Here is a 15,266-nt window from a genome sequence, read left to right on the forward strand (position 1 = left end):
TTCAGCAAAATACAACGCAGGAAGATAACATGAACCACACTTCAAGGCCTGACACTTTTGAAATCTGGGGCATTATCATGCAGGCAAGGGCTGTAGCTTATAATGTACGCAGAAAAGAACTGATGGAACAGGGGCTTACCCCTGAACAAGCGGGTATACTGAATATTCTGCATAAAGATAAAAACAAAATCGTAACCCCGGCCAAAATCGCCAAAGAATACCTCAGGGAACCGCACACTATATCGGTGATACTGAAACGGATGGAGGAAAAGGGGCTGATTGCCCTGACCAAAAACCTGACCCGAAGGAACATGATAAGGGTAACCCTTACCGAAAAAGGGGAATCAGCCAGGGTTGAAGCTTTCCGGCTGGATAGAATAAACAAGCTCTTTCAAAACCTGTCTGACGAGGAAGTTAAAACACTTTATAGTTTACTAACCAAAGTAATGAACAACTCGGTAGAGGCTATGGCAGAATTTGAATCTAGAACTCACCATAGTTTAGATATTTTTCACGAATATGATATAAAACTGAGGTCAGAGAGCTCTCCCTGAGAGAGTAACCCGGCTACCCAGGCCGGAGCCGGCGGTATTCTTAGAATGAGACCATCTGCATTTCCCGAAGCAGGTGAAGAAATTGCCGGCAGTCTTTCTCAATAATATCTTCGGGTGCATTGTATTTAGCCGAAAGTTTGTCTGTTATCTGTCTCAAATCCCGCTGCCCGTCACACAGTTTCAGTATAGCCAGCTCAGTAGCAGTAAGCGAAATCAGGCGGCTTTTAACCGGTTCATACAGTACCGCCGTTTTTTGGGGAACAGCAATCAACCCGGGTGTGCGGCTGATATTCTGCCTGATTTGCAGCAGGTCAAAGTTAAGTACGGCCGCAGTTACCTGTTTGTTCAGCCGGGGTACTCCTGAAGCACTTAACGGATAATCCTGCTTTGCCTCCGCCTGAGGCGATACCCCGGCAGCATTTAACAGGTCTTTGATGAACGGGAAATGGGACACATACGGCAAAAGGTCTGCTACTATAAGCCTTTTAAAAATATCCCGGCTGGGGTGGTTATTTATCAGCTCTGTCCAACTGCTAAGGCTCATTTCCCTGGCTTCCTGCTGGGAAAGCCCGCCAGACGTCTCATAACTGCGTGACAGTTTAAACTCATCTGCCTTTTTGTCTTCTATCACCCTGGTAACACCATATTTTTCAGGCAGTCTGGACACGGCTGAGCCTTTGCCCAAACTGAAGAAGTCTATATTGAAAGAGCGGATAATATCCCTGTTTTTAAGCAGAAAATCAATAGTCTCGTGGTTCAGGCGGTAACGGCTCATATTAGCGGCATAACAAACACCAGAAGGGGCGGTGCGGTACATTTCTTTGGGCATGGGGGTAGTATAGGTAACTATCCAGCGGGCCGTATTGGGGATAACATAATTAGTGTCAGTCATATAGCCCTTATCCACGTCCTCAAATTTATATGACATAATAGGGCCATTGAAAAACATCCGGCTGGCATCCTGGGGGTAGAGCATTTTTTTAACATTGGTGTCCAGCTCTATAGAAGCAATCTGTCCAGCCCCGAAAAACCTCATAGCAGATTTGAGCAGGGCAAAATTCTCTTCAGGAGTTCCCTCCCATTTAGCCACCCCCAAAGTTTCGTGGGTCATGATGGAGCCGACCAGTTCGGGAATAGGCGCCGGGTCTGCCAGTACCGGAGTAACCGGCTCCCGCCAGCCTGCCTGGGTCAGAAAATGAGGCCAGCTGGCCTCCTGAATGGCGGTATCCAGCAGCGAAATAGCTTCACGTGAACCAACCTTTTGTGCCCCTTCCTTAAGGGCTGTCTGCCCCTGAGCCATAGCTGTATTTACCCTGTCCCATCCTACAAATTCGGCCAGCAGGGGCGGAAGATGGCAGCCTTCGGTAGGTATAGCCAAAGCAGCCATTTTATCCCAGTCTATTTCAATAGTAGGCTTGTCAACCTCTCTTACCCACCAGGGGCGTTTGTTAACAGATGAATCAGCAGAGGCTACTTCATCAAGGTCATGGAAAACCGGAGAGACGGCGGCCACTGCGCCGATACCGGCACTGGCTAAGCCTAGCCCCTTCATAAAATCTCTGCGGCTAAGACTAGTGTGAAATTTGTTCATAACTTTTTCCTTTCCTGCAAATATCTCCAGCGTGTCAAAGGGTATTTTTTAGCTTGGTCTTGTCTGCCCCTCCTTTAGGTTATTTGAAGCTACCTGGATATTATAAATAAGCACGGTAAACCGGACGGTAAATCTGAGCAGCTGAAAGTAAAGTTAATATAAGGCTTAATTAAGTATTCTTAACTATTGCCAACCTGAGCATCGGCGGCCAGCATCTGGTTATAGGCAATATCCTGGCAGTATAATATAGCTATAAACACCCGGGAGAACCTGAGTGGAAACAGACGAACTTAAAGAAGAACTGGCCCGGTTAAAACAATGTAATTACACTCTGAAAAAAGAGCGTCTGAAATACCGCGAACTTTTCAACCGCGCTAATGACGCTATACTGCTGTTCAAATTTAATAGCCCCAATGAGCCGGTAACTATTACCGAAGCCAATACCGCTGCCTGCAAGCACTTCGGCTATACGTACGAAGAACTGATAGGCAAAACAAACCTGTTTATTGATTCCCCCGAAACAGCAATCCGGGGGACGGAAATACTGAGTGACCTGTTTGAAAAAGGGCATGAAGTGCTGGAAATAGCCCACAAGAATAAAAACGGCGAGAGTATCCCGGTTGAAATTAACCATAAATTGATTTATCTGGCCGGTGATACCATGGTTATTTCGGTTATCCGGGATATAACTGCCCGAAAGAAAAATGAGCAGGAACTGCGGGAGTCTTTAGAGCGGGAGAAACAGCTCCGGGAAACACTGGAAAATGAAATAAGCCAGCGGGTTACTTTTATGCGGGCATTGGTTCATGAACTGAAAACCCCTCTGACCTCCATGCTGGCTACATCTGAACTGCTGAGCAAGAACCTGAAGGAAGAACCCAACCAGAGTTATATGAAATGCCTGTATGCGGGCATCCAAGACCTTAATCTGCGGATTGACGAGCTGCTGGATATTGCCAGGGGAGAAATAGGGCTGCTAAGGCTGGAATGTGAACCGCTGAATATTTACGAACTGCTTAAAGACGTAAATGAAATAATGAAACCCGTGTTTGAATCAAATGCCCAAAAGCTGACTATAAATATCCAAAACCCGCTGCCTATTATGATTGCGGATTATAAACGTCTCAAGCAGGTTATCTTAAATTTGCTGGATAATGCGGCAAAATACACTAATGTTGGCGGAGATATCCGGCTTTGTGCCTCAACTGATGATAAGTATTTGATAATTGAGGTCAGGGATAACGGCAAAGGCATGAGCCTCAAGGAAACAAGTAATTTGTTTAAGCTATATTCACGCAGCCATAAAAAAGGCTCTCCTTCAGGCCTGGGTATAGGCCTGGCTTTATCCAAGATGATTATTGACCTGCACCAGGGTGAAATAAGAGTGAAAAGCAAACTTGGGGAAGGCAGCACCTTTACTTTTTCCATACCGCTGAGGCCGGAAGCCCCATGAAGATACTTATTATTGAAGATGATTACAAGATAGTGCAGGCAATATCTTTTGCTTTGAAAATAGGCTGGCCTGATGTGACCCTGCTGAGCGCTTCCCGCGGGGAAAGCGGGCTCAGGATGATTGAAGAACAAAAGCCCAACCTGGTTATCCTTGACCTGAGCCTGCCGGATATGGACGGGCTGGAAGTTCTGAAAGACGCCCGGCTTTTCTGTGATACCCCCATTATTATTCTGACGGTACGCTCGGAAGAATCTGATGTAGTGGAAGCGCTGGAGCTGGGGGCAAACGAATATATCATAAAACCCTTCCGCCAGATGGAACTGCTGGCCCGGATACGTTGCATACTCCGCCGCCCCATAACCACCAGCAAAGATGCCCTGCTGGAATGGGGGCCGTTTAAACTGGATTATTTTAAAAGGCTGCTGTTTATAAATGAGAAAACTGTTATCCTGACCACTATTGAAAGCCAGATTATGCATGAACTCCTTAAAGATGCCCCCAATATAGTAACGTATTCAAGGCTGTCCGAACTAATTTCGGGGGGGCATTATCCCGACGTGGTCAACAGCATAAAGGTCCATGTATATAACCTGAGGCATAAACTTGAGGCGGATTCCTATGCCCCGAAATATATTATGAATATGCATGGGGTTGGTTATTTTCTATCCAAGTAAGCGTAATCACCCTGATGAAAGTTCCGTTTAAGTATAAGAGCAAGACGGATTAAAAACTAACCGGTAAATTCGTCTTTGGCAGCCAGCAGCAGTATAACCGCCGGAATACCGGTCAGGATAAATGAGCAGGCCGCCGCTGCGGCACCAATCAGCGCCCATTTCCATTTCTTCCGCAGGAAAATAAAAACACTCCCGGCCAAAGCCGCCAAGGCAATTACAAGCGCCGGTATGGGAGTATCAAAGATAATGCTGGGCACAAAAGGCGGGATATCCCCTTTGCCAAACCCGCTCCCGGCTTCCCCGAAAATTCCCACCCAATAATTCAGTATGCCCAATGCACCCAGCAGGGCTGAAAGAATACATAGACCGCCGGCAATCACTCTTCCCCGGCTTTTCTTTATCTGTTCATTCATGCACTTGCCTTTCTCCATGATAACCACCAGTCAGCCTCAAATACAAGGGCAGGCGGGCGGCAAAGCCGGTACCAAAAAAGCTCCGGGGTATAAAAACGGGGAGCGGGTTTTAAACCCAGCCCCCCGTTTTAGATTTGATTAAGATTTAGCCCTAGGCTGCGCGGTTACGGAAAAACCCTATTCCTATAAAGACAATGCCCACGCCAACCACTATCCAGAAGGCATAAACACTGGCCCACATAATCAGACTCTGGGTAGACTCGGCAGTGCTCACCATCTCGTCAATGGTTTCAGAGGTATAGGCTATGGTTGAAATAAATATCGGCATACTGACTGAGGGGGCAGGGGAGATTTTAAGGGTAGTAGTGGTGTCTGAATACACAGGCACCCCGCTGACCGGCTCTACTTTGATATTTATCAGGAAGTCTCCGCTCTGGGGTATGCCGGTATTAGCGTAAGTACCCAGATTTATATTCTTCTGGTCTACCTGAAAGACATACACAGTCAGACCCTGATAGGTTTCTTCTTTGACGAATTTGGCAGTCAGGCTCTGGTTAGCTGTGGCAGACCAGAACGGATAGTCCTGCTTTTGGGTATCAGCCGGGAAGGTAAACTGGCCGGTGCGGCTGATATCTCCGTAACCGGCAACATTCGCCCGGGTAGTTCTATCCAGGCCATAAACTTCCTCCGAACCGAAAGGCAGCTCTGTACCGGCCTGAGCATGGGTGAAAGTAATCTTCTGGTCTAACAGCAAAACATCATCTTCCAGACCGCTGGCTTTCAGGGCACGGGTAACATTGACCGGCATAGCCGGGTTTAACTGGTTGGTAGCGGAATTAAGTACCTGAACAGTGCCGGAAAAATAATAATTCTGTTCATAATCCGCCGGAAGTTTAGCCATAACCGGAAAGAATACATACACCCAGATAAAAGCCGCCGCTACTAAAAGAGCACCTAAGAATGAGGGCCACCAACGTTTGAACAACCTGATTAACCTCCTACGTCATTTTTTGTGCACGCTGATTTGAAACCGATGCCAATAATGTTTAAGCAGATGCGCCGGAGAGTCCTGTACGGCCTGCGGTATGCCGGAAGCGAGTAATAATAACATACTATTTTATTTTTTGAAAGATATTTTCAAAATTATTCATTTTGAGCAAAAATAATCCTCCGCTCAAAATACCAGTGCCCGAACTTTTCAGGTCCGGGCACTTTTAGTTTTTGCCAGAGGATATTTACCTGTTATACAGGTTTTAGGCTTTGGAAAGTCTCCTGGCAGCCAGCTGCCAGGTTAAGGCTAACAGGATAAGGGACGGCAAGCCGGTAACCAGCAGGAACATATAAGCAGCCTTGGATTCTACTTCTTCAAAACTGCCCATAAAATTTTGCAGGGTAAATACCAGCAATATCAGGCCGACTGCACCTATAAGCCACTCATACCAGGTAAGGTGAAGGTTTTTGTGTTTCAACCACCAGATAAAACCCAACACCAAAGCCCCAATCAAAATTCCTATAAAAAACCACATAAAGCTTTAATCTCCTTTCCTATTTACCGTAACCGCCATCAGCCGCGATAATGGTTGAGTCCTGACCAAGAGTAGGCAGGCTGAGATCCCACCATGTTTCGGCTTTTTCAGCATCAGCACCATAACCAAAGGCCTCACCCAGCTTGTAGAAGTAGGTGTTGAAGAGAGAAACATTAGCCACAGTGCCTTTGATAATCTGATGCACCAGTGAGCCCCGGTTAACTGTAAAGGTGCATTCACCCCAGCAAATGCGGCAGCCATGAGAGGTTTCGTTGGAATACTGGCGGCACAGGGGCAGATTGTTATAAAAAGCCTTGGTACCTTTAACCGAGAAAATGGTCTCCTTGCCTTCGGTCAGGGGTATATCCCAGGAGGGTTCTTTCTCTTTGGATATAACCTGAGGCGGACAATGGTCAGCACACTTCTGGCAGGAATGGCAGAAGCGGTAAATACCGGCGTCTATGGGGTGGGTAGGTTCAAGAGGCAGGTCTGTTAAGACGCCATATAAACGGCCGGGAGCGCCATATTCGGGAGTAAGGGTATAAAGTTTCTGGCGGCTGGCTTCACCCAGACCGGCCATAATAGCCGCTCCGCCTTCGGAACCTACGTAGCGGGAGTCATTACCGATAGTACCGATAAGCTGATAACCCAAATACCTGAGGAAGTTGTAGGTGGAGGCGTGCAGATTGCCACAGTTGTAAAAGGTATTGGAATTGGCAAAACCGCCCAGCAAAGTGCCGGAGGAACGCCAAAGCTCATTTGAGCCCTGGGTTGAAAGGGCTATCTCCCACAGGGGTACATTGGGGATGACCAGCTTTTCAGTGGTCTCATATGCTTTCGCTACATTTTCAAAGACAATGGGGCGGGCAGCGGTAACCGGTACGTCGGTACCGATGTATTTTTCGTTATTTGAATCACCCTTCTCATACGAGAAGATAACATGGTCACGATGTTCCTGGGTAAGCTCGGTATAGCCTACCAGCGAAGCGCCGTAAGCCCGCATAGCCGCTCTAAGCATACGGGAAGCTTCTTCGGGAGTACCAGTCCACTTCGGTTCGCCCCGTTCTTCCGGAGTTTTTACCGGAGCGGGGTCTTTGGTTTCAGCCCAGCCAGGGGCAGTACCCTGAGAAACCCGTTTAAAGCTGCCGGCTAACGCCCTTGACCGGTAAGTATATCCCGGATAATTTGAGGCAGTTCTTTCAGCCAGTTCGGCAGCGGACAAGGCCGCAGCCCCCAGAACTCTATCTGCCCCGTAATACATAGCCCTGACTCTGGCGGACTGACCCTGATTACGCCCGTCATGGCGTTCCATCATATCAAAGTCTACCTCTATGGTAGGGTCATCAATAGGGCGTTCTTTTACCCACCAGGGACGCGGCTGAACAGCCGTATCAGAGGCTATAAGTTCATCAATGTCATGAAAAACCGGAGCTGACGCCGCAACAGCGCCTATGCCTGCCCCGGCCATACCCAAACCCTTCATAAAATCACGGCGGGATACCATGGAATGAAACTTGCTCATAAAATCCTCCTAATTTGTTGACGGTATACCTGTTCTTTCACAACGCCACCCAGTCTTTCCTGAGCGTCATAATACAAACTGCACCTCACTGAAATAAATGATAATCAGGAATAGCAATACATGAGTAAATTATATATTTCGGTGTGTTTTTTACTATCCGCTTTTATACGTAATACGCTTTAGGCATTTTTACTTATTTTTCTTATACGTAAAACTACTTATAAAAAAGAAAAACTGTCCACGTGGATACAGGCGGGCTTTAAAGGGTAATCTGAAATGTTTGTTACCGGGGGAAAAAACTGAAAACACAAAAAACCGGTCTCAAAAAGAGGCCGGTGCAAATCGTTATATTATAAGCTTAAAACCCTGTTTTCAATTTTTTAAAAAACAGCCGGACTATTCCTCAAACACGCTGCCCTGTTCATATGAACCCAGAACATGAATAGTCTCGGTTACCTTTGCCAGTTCTTTCAGGGCGCGCTGGGTTTCAGGCGTATATAAGCCCCGTTCAAAATCCAGATAGAAGTAATAACCCCAGGTACGCCCCATAACCGGGCGGGATTCTATTTTGGACAGGTTTATGCCCTGGTCATAAAAACACTTAAGGCACTTGTAGAGGCTGCCGGCATTGTTCTCGGCCTTTATGGCCAGAGAAGTTTTATTCGCCTGAGGGGGGTATTTGGGCTCTTTGGCTATGATAAGGAAACGGGTATAGTTCTGCTTTTCAGTTTCAATATCTTTGGCCAGTATTTTCATATCATACAGCTGGGCTGAGAGGTTGCTGCTGATAGCAGCGGCAGTAGTAAGGTTTTTTTCTTTTATCATGCGGACACTGCCGGCAGTATCGTAGCCCTCTATACGTATCACACTGGGGTGCTTTTCAAGGAAAGATTCGGCCTGAATCATGGCAATAGGGTGGGTATAAACTTCACGTATCTGTTCCATTTTAACACCGGGCAGGGCAATAAGGTTCAGGATAACGTGCAGATAGGTCTCGCCGACTATTTTGCTTTCATATTTGAGCAAATTGTCATAATTATCCAGAAACGAGCCGTAAAGGGAGTTCTCTATAGCCACAACCCCGTAATCAGCCAGCCCCTTTTTGACATCTTCAAATACCTGATGGGAGGTGTCACTTTCAATAATCTCGGAATCACCGGGGAATTTATGGCGCGCTACAATATCATGAAAAGAGCCGCGAGCTCCCTGTATAGAAATCTTAATCATTGGCCTGCCCCTTTCCGTACCCAGATTATGCTAATAATAGCGTTTACCGCAGGCAGAGGCAAGGGTATATATATACAGCGTTTTTTGGTATAAGACACCTGCGGGTGTACAGGGCGTGGTATAATAAATACAGGCAAGGAGAATTCCTGTCAATACCGGCAAGAAGGAGGCAAGGCATTTGGAGAAACTGCAGGCTCTGTTATGTACTTGGTTTTTCCCTTGTAGCGGCTCTTCGCTGGTGGGAGTTAGGGGGAGTTGACCATCATCAAGCCGGCAAAGAGCGGCGAAGGTTCCTGAGCTTTCCGGTTAGTTTACTCTACGGTTAATGAGAAATCTGGCTTTTCTGGCCAGGCGGGGAAAGTAAGGAACGACCGTTTCCCCCGAAAATTAAATACAGTTTGGAATACATTTGGGCCCCGAATCTTTTACGGGGCCCTCTTTTTTAACTTATTTATTCTCTGGATACAGCCGGAATACTAAGGCGGAAACAGTCTCCCGGGCGGGCTGAAAGCAGACCGGCGGCACTGCCGCCCTGAAGAGCAATCTCCAGCCTCCCGCTGCTGCCGATAACAGCCAGCAAACCGCTGGCCTGAGAATAGTTTTGGCAAAGACCATGGATAGTCCGGCCCAAAATCTCCAGCCCGACAGGTTTGCCGGAAGGCAACATTTGGGGAGTAATATCGGTAACCAGATTGCCGAAATGGTCTGCATATACCACATGCCCGGTAATAGTCCCGTCAGGGGCAGTCTCCGGGCAGGGCAGATGAAAGGCGTTTATCCAGTCAAGACGCGGCCCGAAATCCCGAAGGGGAGTACCCAAACTGATATAAGCGGCGGCCGGTGCAAATATATCCCGCCCGTGAAAGGTGGCACTGACCGCTTTAAGCCAGAAAGCGGGGTTGGTTAACTGAAAAGCCTCTACACCCCGGGGAATATCCAGCTTCAGCAGACCTTCGGCCGGCAGCAAATCACTGTTACTTTTGGGCAGATAGGGGCTAAGCACATAACTGAAAATACCGTTGTCCGGGCCGATAAATATGCCAGCCGGAGTGGCTAAAATAATCCCCCGGCGGCCGCTGCCTACCCCGGGGTCTACTACCGCTAAGTGAATGGTGTCTGCCGGGAAATAGGGGCTGGCCTCACCTAACAAAAAGGCCGCCTGCTGAATATTCTGGGGCTCTACCTGATGGGAAACATCCAGCAGCCGGACATTTGGGTTTATACTCAGGATAGCCCCCTTCATGGCGGCCACATAGGCATCTTGCAAGCCAAAGTCAGTAGTAAGGGTAATAATACCCACAACTAGCCCCCTTTAGCTTAGTTTCAGCATAAGCAGAGATACCAGCAGGAACAGGACTACCAGTACAATGGTGAGTATAAAAAGGGTTTTCTCTATACCCCGTTTGGTACGGTAGACACTGTCTGCCTGCCCGAAGATACCGCCCAGGCCTCCGCCCTTTACTTGCATCAGAACTGAGAGAGTGAGGGCTACGGCCAGCACTATCTGGGCTATAATCAGGTAGGTTTGCATGTTTATCCTTCCTCCAGAGCTTTCTTAAGCAACTCCATGGCTATGTTAGGGTTGGCTCTGCCTTTGCTTTGTTTCATCATTTGGCCTACTAAAAAGCCGATAACCTGGGTCTTGCCTTCGTTATATTCGGCAACCGCCTTGGGGTTATCCGCCAGCACTTTTTTGGCAATAGCTACCAGCTCGGAACTGTCGGAAATCTGGCTGAGACCCTTCTTTTCAATAATAGTCTCGGCATTTTGCCCGGTACTATACATATCTTCAAGCACCGCTTTGGCGGTGGCGGCATTCACTTTGCCGGCTGAAACCAGCACCAAAAGATGGCACAGACTGGCCGGGCTGACCTTGAGGGCAAAAGCGTTTATATCCACCCCGGCAGTATTCATTATGGAGCTTACCGGCCCGACTACCCAGTTAGCCACTTCCTTTATGCCCTTGTCCTGGGGTATATTCTGGAAATCAGCTTCGGACAGAACCGCTTCAAAATAGTCTGCCAGTTCACGGCTGGCCGTCAGCAGTGAAGCATCATATTCGGACAGCCAGTATCCCTGAATAAACCTTTCTTTGCGGACTTCGGGCAGTTCGGGCAGCTTTGCCCTTATAGCCTCTATCCAGTCACAACTGATATGCAGGGGGGGCAAATCCGGTTCGGGGAAATAACGGTAGTCATGGGCAAATTCCTTGGAACGCTGGGAGACAGTCTGGCATTTGTCATCCTGCCAGCCGCGGGTCTCCTGGCTTATCTTTTTGCCTTCATCTGCCATTTTCCGCTGACGGACTTCTTCGTATTCCAAGGCGGAAAAAACCGCCTTGAAGCTGTTCATATTTTTTACTTCCACTTTAGCCCCAAGCTCAGGCGAGCCTGCAGGCCGTATTGAAATATTGGCATCACAGCGGAAACTGCCGTCTTCCATGTTGGCAGTGGAAACACCCAGATAGCGCATGATGGTCCGCAGTTTCATAAGGTACTGGCGGGCTTCTTCCGGGGTGCGCATATCCGGCTCACTGACTATCTCCATCAAAGGTATGCTGGAGCGGTTTATGTCTAAAAGGCTGTAAGGCTGGCCGTTAATATCACTCTCATGGTGGAGTTTGGCCACGTCTTCTTCAAGGTGAATACGGGTTATGCCGATGCGGCGGATAGCCCCGTCTATATTTATATCCATAAATCCCTTGCCGCAAAGCGGCTGGTCATACTGGGAAATCTGGTAACCTTTCATAAGGTCAGGATAGTTGTAATTTTTGCGGTCAAACTTGCTGAAGGAGGCAATATCACAGCCCAAAGCCAAGCCGGACATAATGGTGTATTCCACCGCCTGTTTATTTATAGTGGGCAGTACCCCCGGCATGCCCAGACATACCGGGCAGACATGGGTATTGGGTTCGGCACTGGTATAGTCTGTACTGCAGCGGCAAAACATTTTGCTTTTGGTATTCAGCTGAACGTGGACTTCCAGCCCGATTACTGTTTCATATTGAGTCATTGTAGTTACCATTTCACCTACCTCTGGTTAACTAGCAAGTATATCAATATTCTTCGTCCACTGGCAAGGCAGGCCGGGTATTTTGCTTTAATGCTAAAGCGGGCTTATGTTATAATGCCCTTTACATGGGGCTGTAGCTTAGTTGGGAGAGCGCTGCGTTCGCATCGCAGAGGTCAGGGGTTCGAATCCCCTCAGCTCCATTTTCCCTGCTGTTTTTGTACTACTTTTGTTTACACTAATTCTCTCACCGAGTCCCTGTTCTCACGCATGTTAGAATTAAAATGAACATGGTAACAGAATACATAATTAAAGACGAAATCGAAAAGGAAAGAACGCCTTCTGAGCTACAGAGTTGGTTAAGCCAGAAGGTGGAAAATATTTGTTCAACCCAAGAAGGTTTAAAAGCCTTCAGGCTGCAAAAAGGGCTCTTGAAAAAACTAACCGAGGAAATTAGTCCTCTAGCAAAATTTGGTGAACATAAATTTGGAAACACCAACCAAGTTCTTTTAAAACCAGTTATGGGTAATCAAAGATACGATGCGATAGTCATAGACAAGAGAACAGCGCCTGCAACTAAAACTTACATTGAGGTAACCCAAGCTCACGAGGGGAAAAACGATTATTGGCGCAGGCGCGAACTGTTTAATAAAAGTTATAGTTTTGCAAAGGCTCCTGTTATCAAGACTGGTAAAGGAAAGAACATTCAGGTTTCAATCCCGCCAGAAGCTACCCCAGTAGAAGAAGGAGTAGAAAACGAACTTAAACGAATTGTAGTAGCAGCAGAAAAGAAGGCTGGCAAAGATTATCCAACCAACACTTCTTTGATAATCTCTTTTGACGATGCGGAACTCTCAGAAAAAAGGTTGGAAGAATTAAGCTATCCAACCATAGATGACTTCGTAAAAAAGGAACTCTTGCCATTAGACCTGAGGTTTTCACACCTGTATCTTGCTGGCAAAGCCAACAAGGTCTTTCGGGAATATCTTATTACAAAGCAAGTTTAAAGAGATTTTACGATATGGCTAGGTCACTCTCTTGCCTGTTTAACATATTTAAGCAATAGTTCAAGCTGCCAATCACGCTCCTGTAAACCGCTATTTACATCTGCCGAATGGGCCACAACAGCCCTGGTACTGTATAGTGCCGCGCCCAAAGCATGCGTCACAACATGGGCTGTGCCAACAGCCTGACCCGCAGCGTGGGCAGCAAAGACAGCGTCTGTTTCTTCCTTCCCTTTGGCTGCAGCATGGGCATCAAGAGAAGCTTTGCGTATGGCCGCCATACTAAAGATCCCGGTATCAATCCAGTCCCGGAGTACTTCAATTGCTTTTCTTGGCCTGTCATCACCCGGATAATTTTCTTCAAAAAATGGCAGAACACGCTCCGCACATTCTGCAGCCCAAACAGCCAAAATTATTTGGTCAGGTTTGAAGACCTGATGGTCTATATGTTCTGTAAAAGGCTTATCCAAAATCTTTGAGACAGACTTGCGGATTTCATATAACAGTTTTGTTGGCCTTATCTTTTCCTGCAATCCCGGCCTCCAAATAATACGCATTTTAAGTCATGCCCAAAACAAGCACCTGCACAACTAAACCGAATATTTAAATCAAAGTCCATACTGGTACTGTCTATTATTTACCCCGATTTGCAAACCTAACCTGATAAATAACGGCTAAAAGATTTCCTGTTTAATACCAGATGGATAAGTATTGAGGCAATAAAAGCTATTGCCACAGCCACATGGTGGCCGGAATTACCGGGGTGGACATGGGCTTCCGCAATTCCGGTTATTATGGTGGCCAGAAATAATACTGCCATGGATAAGCATACAACTCTTCTCATCAGGCAATCTCCTTATTATGGTGAATATTTGTTTGAGAAAGGGTTATCGCTTTCTCCGGGCATACCCTGACACATTTTTGACAGCCTTTGCAATTATCCGGCCAGCTGATGCGGGCGTGCTTGTGGAACGGCAGATTAACCTTGTCAAGCACCCCGTTGGGGCAGGTCTCAACACATTTCCAGCAGGCCTGACATAATCTGGTATCCAGGCTGATATATTTAGTAGAGTGGTGCGGTACTCTATGAAGCATCTGGCTTTAACTCTCTTTCTTATCCATATCCTGTTGGTGCATCTCTAAAGCTTGGCGGTAAACCCTTGTAGCCAAATAGGCTTTTAAGCTATTAAGGGTACTAAACAGCCTGGCTACGGGTACTGTATCCATACCACGCATATGATGAATTTTATTGTGTATTTCATCAGCTTCGTTACGTATTACCTCAATATACCGGCTATAAATACCCAGGTCATTCAGTTCCAGACCAAATCCGGCCAGTTCTTTAATAATACCGGCCACACGCAGGTCAATATCATCATACACATCACCCTTGGCGGTTTTCCGAGGCACCAGCAGCCCCATTGATTGCAGGCCCTTAAGCTCCGGAGCAGACAACCCAGAGGCATTCATCAGCTCACCTGCCGTCAGCGGGTTAGGCTCTCCTGTGACTACCGGCTGAAATACATCATCAAGAAGCGTACGCATCTCCCCAAGATGCTCAATATCCTGTCCGTCCCGCCTGGCTTGCAGTATGAGTTTTATTACAGACAAAGGAAGGAATTTTTCTGATTGGAGTTCTTTGATTAACCGGATATCCTCAACACAGTCAGGGCTGTAGTAAGCCATATTGGGGGCAGTTTTGAGCAAGGGGGACAGTAAGCCTTCACGGGTGTAGTAGTGAATAGTTGGCAGAGAAACACCCGCCGCTTTCGCGACTTCACTTATCCGCATCAGGGTCTGTTTGACTATATCTGTTTTTCCCATATTCACTAACTCTATAGTGTATAGTATATACTAACACTATATACTTTTCAAGCAGAAGAGACCAATTAAAATCAGTCAGAAACCTGAAGGCTACCCGCCAGGCAGTGAATGAAACCTGAGGGAGTGCCGTTATAGGAAAACCAGCCACACTTGGACTGGTGATATTCAAACAAATAATCGCAGCTTGTTTTAACCCTGTTATCAGATTTTCCTGCCCCCAGCTGGGCCGAAAAATAATCTGCCAGACGGTACTCCGGTATTTGGGGAAATAACCTGCACCGGGGCGAAGCCAGTAGCCCTGCGCTGACTGGGCTGCCAGTATAGATGGGACAGGGCGCTTAGCATAATGGCGGCCTTAGCTTCTGTCAGCCCGGCATCATTTTGCCCGAAGCTGATAATATCCCTTAGGGCAGACCCTGTGCCCGAAGTTTATCTTTCCAGGTCACCCTTTCAGACATTAATAGTTTCC

General features: G+C 47.2%; 17 protein-coding genes and 1 tRNA gene. 5 read left to right on the forward strand and 13 right to left on the reverse strand.

Annotated features, from left to right (window positions below; translation table 11 throughout):
- Positions 1-29: 29 nt before the first annotated feature.
- Positions 30-554, forward strand: coding sequence for a MarR family winged helix-turn-helix transcriptional regulator (locus ACE6F3_RS02080; RefSeq protein ID WP_278545080.1), 525 nt, complete (start codon positions 30-32; stop codon positions 552-554).
- Between the two features lie 40 nt (positions 555-594).
- On the opposite strand, the gene ACE6F3_RS02085 is transcribed toward ACE6F3_RS02080, so the two are convergent.
- Positions 595-2,145 carry a PqqD family peptide modification chaperone gene (locus ACE6F3_RS02085; RefSeq protein WP_392654844.1) on the reverse strand — a complete coding sequence of 517 codons (1,551 nt, stop codon included), beginning with the start codon at positions 2,143-2,145 and terminating at the stop codon, positions 595-597.
- Between the two features lie 274 nt (positions 2,146-2,419).
- Here ACE6F3_RS02085 and ACE6F3_RS02090 point away from each other — a divergent pair, with 274 nt between their 5' ends.
- Entirely contained in the window at positions 2,420-3,598 is a 1,179-nt protein-coding gene (locus ACE6F3_RS02090) for a PAS domain-containing sensor histidine kinase (RefSeq protein WP_010937214.1), read from the forward strand.
- Positions 3,595-4,272: a response regulator transcription factor gene (locus ACE6F3_RS02095; RefSeq protein ID WP_324664855.1), complete on the forward strand. Its 678-nt coding sequence runs from the start codon at positions 3,595-3,597 to the stop codon at positions 4,270-4,272. The genes ACE6F3_RS02090 and ACE6F3_RS02095 overlap by 4 nt, the downstream gene beginning before the upstream one ends.
- A gap of 56 nt (positions 4,273-4,328) precedes the next feature.
- Here ACE6F3_RS02095 and ACE6F3_RS02100 read toward each other — a convergent pair whose 3' ends face one another.
- From ACE6F3_RS02100 to gatB, 8 genes are all read right to left on the reverse strand, one after another.
- Positions 4,329-4,703, reverse strand: a complete 375-nt coding sequence (locus ACE6F3_RS02100) for a hypothetical protein (RefSeq protein ID WP_324664857.1) — start codon at positions 4,701-4,703, stop codon at positions 4,329-4,331.
- 133 nt (positions 4,704-4,836) lie between these two features.
- Positions 4,837-5,670, reverse strand: coding sequence for a porin PorA family protein (locus ACE6F3_RS02105; protein ID WP_010937218.1), 834 nt, complete (start codon positions 5,668-5,670; stop codon positions 4,837-4,839).
- A gap of 268 nt (positions 5,671-5,938) precedes the next feature.
- The gene (locus ACE6F3_RS02110; protein ID WP_010937219.1) at positions 5,939-6,211 is read right to left on the reverse strand and encodes a hypothetical protein; all 273 of its coding nucleotides are present in this window, start codon (positions 6,209-6,211) and stop codon (positions 5,939-5,941) included.
- Positions 6,212-6,230: 19 nt separating this feature from the next.
- Complete coding sequence (locus ACE6F3_RS02115; RefSeq protein WP_324664860.1) at positions 6,231-7,733, reverse strand: reductive dehalogenase; 1,503 nt, start codon at positions 7,731-7,733, stop codon at positions 6,231-6,233.
- A 396-nt stretch (positions 7,734-8,129) separates the two neighbouring features.
- Positions 8,130-8,960: a prephenate dehydratase domain-containing protein gene (locus ACE6F3_RS02120; RefSeq protein ID WP_324664862.1), complete on the reverse strand. Its 831-nt coding sequence runs from the start codon at positions 8,958-8,960 to the stop codon at positions 8,130-8,132.
- A gap of 451 nt (positions 8,961-9,411) precedes the next feature.
- A complete protein-coding gene (locus ACE6F3_RS02125; protein ID WP_324664864.1) occupies positions 9,412-10,260 on the reverse strand; it encodes an SAM-dependent chlorinase/fluorinase in 849 nt (282 codons plus the stop codon).
- A gap of 12 nt (positions 10,261-10,272) precedes the next feature.
- Positions 10,273-10,491, reverse strand: coding sequence for a preprotein translocase subunit SecG (gene secG, locus ACE6F3_RS02130; protein WP_010937224.1), 219 nt, complete (start codon positions 10,489-10,491; stop codon positions 10,273-10,275).
- 2 nt (positions 10,492-10,493) lie between these two features.
- A complete protein-coding gene (gene gatB, locus ACE6F3_RS02135; protein ID WP_392655041.1) occupies positions 10,494-11,972 on the reverse strand; it encodes an Asp-tRNA(Asn)/Glu-tRNA(Gln) amidotransferase subunit GatB in 1,479 nt (492 codons plus the stop codon).
- Between the two features lie 127 nt (positions 11,973-12,099).
- On the opposite strand from gatB, the gene ACE6F3_RS02140 reads away from it, so the two are divergent.
- Together ACE6F3_RS02140 and ACE6F3_RS02145 are read left to right on the forward strand one after the other, a co-directional pair.
- A tRNA-Ala gene (locus ACE6F3_RS02140) sits at positions 12,100-12,172 on the forward strand.
- Between the two features lie 81 nt (positions 12,173-12,253).
- Positions 12,254-12,976, forward strand: a complete 723-nt coding sequence (locus ACE6F3_RS02145; RefSeq protein WP_324664869.1) for a hypothetical protein — start codon at positions 12,254-12,256, stop codon at positions 12,974-12,976.
- A 23-nt stretch (positions 12,977-12,999) separates the two neighbouring features.
- Here the strand turns inward: ACE6F3_RS02145 and ACE6F3_RS02150 are convergent, their stop codons facing one another.
- From ACE6F3_RS02150 to ACE6F3_RS02165, 4 genes are all read right to left on the reverse strand, one after another.
- The gene (locus ACE6F3_RS02150) at positions 13,000-13,506 is read right to left on the reverse strand and encodes a putative immunity protein (RefSeq protein WP_324664871.1); all 507 of its coding nucleotides are present in this window, start codon (positions 13,504-13,506) and stop codon (positions 13,000-13,002) included.
- 122 nt (positions 13,507-13,628) lie between these two features.
- Positions 13,629-13,817 (reverse strand): hypothetical protein, encoded by a 189-nt coding sequence (locus ACE6F3_RS02155; RefSeq protein ID WP_041223414.1) that lies wholly within the window; start codon positions 13,815-13,817, stop codon positions 13,629-13,631.
- Positions 13,817-14,068 carry a DUF362 domain-containing protein gene (locus ACE6F3_RS02160; RefSeq protein ID WP_010937238.1) on the reverse strand — a complete coding sequence of 84 codons (252 nt, stop codon included), beginning with the start codon at positions 14,066-14,068 and terminating at the stop codon, positions 13,817-13,819. Before ACE6F3_RS02160 ends, ACE6F3_RS02155 begins: the two co-directional genes overlap by 1 nt.
- Positions 14,069-14,074: 6 nt before the next feature.
- Positions 14,075-14,797, reverse strand: coding sequence for a MerR family transcriptional regulator (locus tag ACE6F3_RS02165; protein WP_324664873.1), 723 nt, complete (start codon positions 14,795-14,797; stop codon positions 14,075-14,077).
- Between the last annotated feature and the right edge of the window lie 469 nt (positions 14,798-15,266).

Origin of the sequence: Dehalococcoides sp. THU4, assembly GCF_043231265.1 — a bacterium.
Lineage (GTDB): Bacteria > Chloroflexota > Dehalococcoidia > Dehalococcoidales > Dehalococcoidaceae > Dehalococcoides > Dehalococcoides mccartyi.

Bases quoted from the DNA above. Each gene is read 5' to 3' on its own strand.
- ACE6F3_RS02115 (WP_324664860.1), bottom strand. From the start codon at position 7,733: ATGAGCAAGTTTCATTCCATGGTATCCCGCCGTGATTTTATGAAGGGT.
- ACE6F3_RS02085 (WP_392654844.1), bottom strand. From the start codon at position 2,145: ATGAACAAATTTCACACTAGTCTTAGCCGCAGAGATTTTATGAAGGGG.
- secG (WP_010937224.1), bottom strand. From the start codon at position 10,491: ATGCAAACCTACCTGATTATAGCCCAGATAGTGCTGGCCGTAGCCCTC.
- ACE6F3_RS02145 (WP_324664869.1), top strand. From the start codon at position 12,254: ATGAACATGGTAACAGAATACATAATTAAAGACGAAATCGAAAAGGAA.
- gatB (WP_392655041.1), bottom strand. From the start codon at position 11,972: ATGACTCAATATGAAACAGTAATCGGGCTGGAAGTCCACGTTCAGCTG.
- ACE6F3_RS02160 (WP_010937238.1), bottom strand. From the start codon at position 14,068: ATGCTTCATAGAGTACCGCACCACTCTACTAAATATATCAGCCTGGAT.
- ACE6F3_RS02095 (WP_324664855.1), top strand. From the start codon at position 3,595: ATGAAGATACTTATTATTGAAGATGATTACAAGATAGTGCAGGCAATA.
- ACE6F3_RS02110 (WP_010937219.1), bottom strand. From the start codon at position 6,211: ATGTGGTTTTTTATAGGAATTTTGATTGGGGCTTTGGTGTTGGGTTTT.
- ACE6F3_RS02120 (WP_324664862.1), bottom strand. From the start codon at position 8,960: ATGATTAAGATTTCTATACAGGGAGCTCGCGGCTCTTTTCATGATATT.
- ACE6F3_RS02155 (WP_041223414.1), bottom strand. From the start codon at position 13,817: ATGAGAAGAGTTGTATGCTTATCCATGGCAGTATTATTTCTGGCCACC.
- ACE6F3_RS02100 (WP_324664857.1), bottom strand. From the start codon at position 4,703: ATGGAGAAAGGCAAGTGCATGAATGAACAGATAAAGAAAAGCCGGGGA.
- ACE6F3_RS02165 (WP_324664873.1), bottom strand. From the start codon at position 14,797: ATGGGAAAAACAGATATAGTCAAACAGACCCTGATGCGGATAAGTGAA.
- ACE6F3_RS02080 (WP_278545080.1), top strand. From the start codon at position 30: ATGAACCACACTTCAAGGCCTGACACTTTTGAAATCTGGGGCATTATC.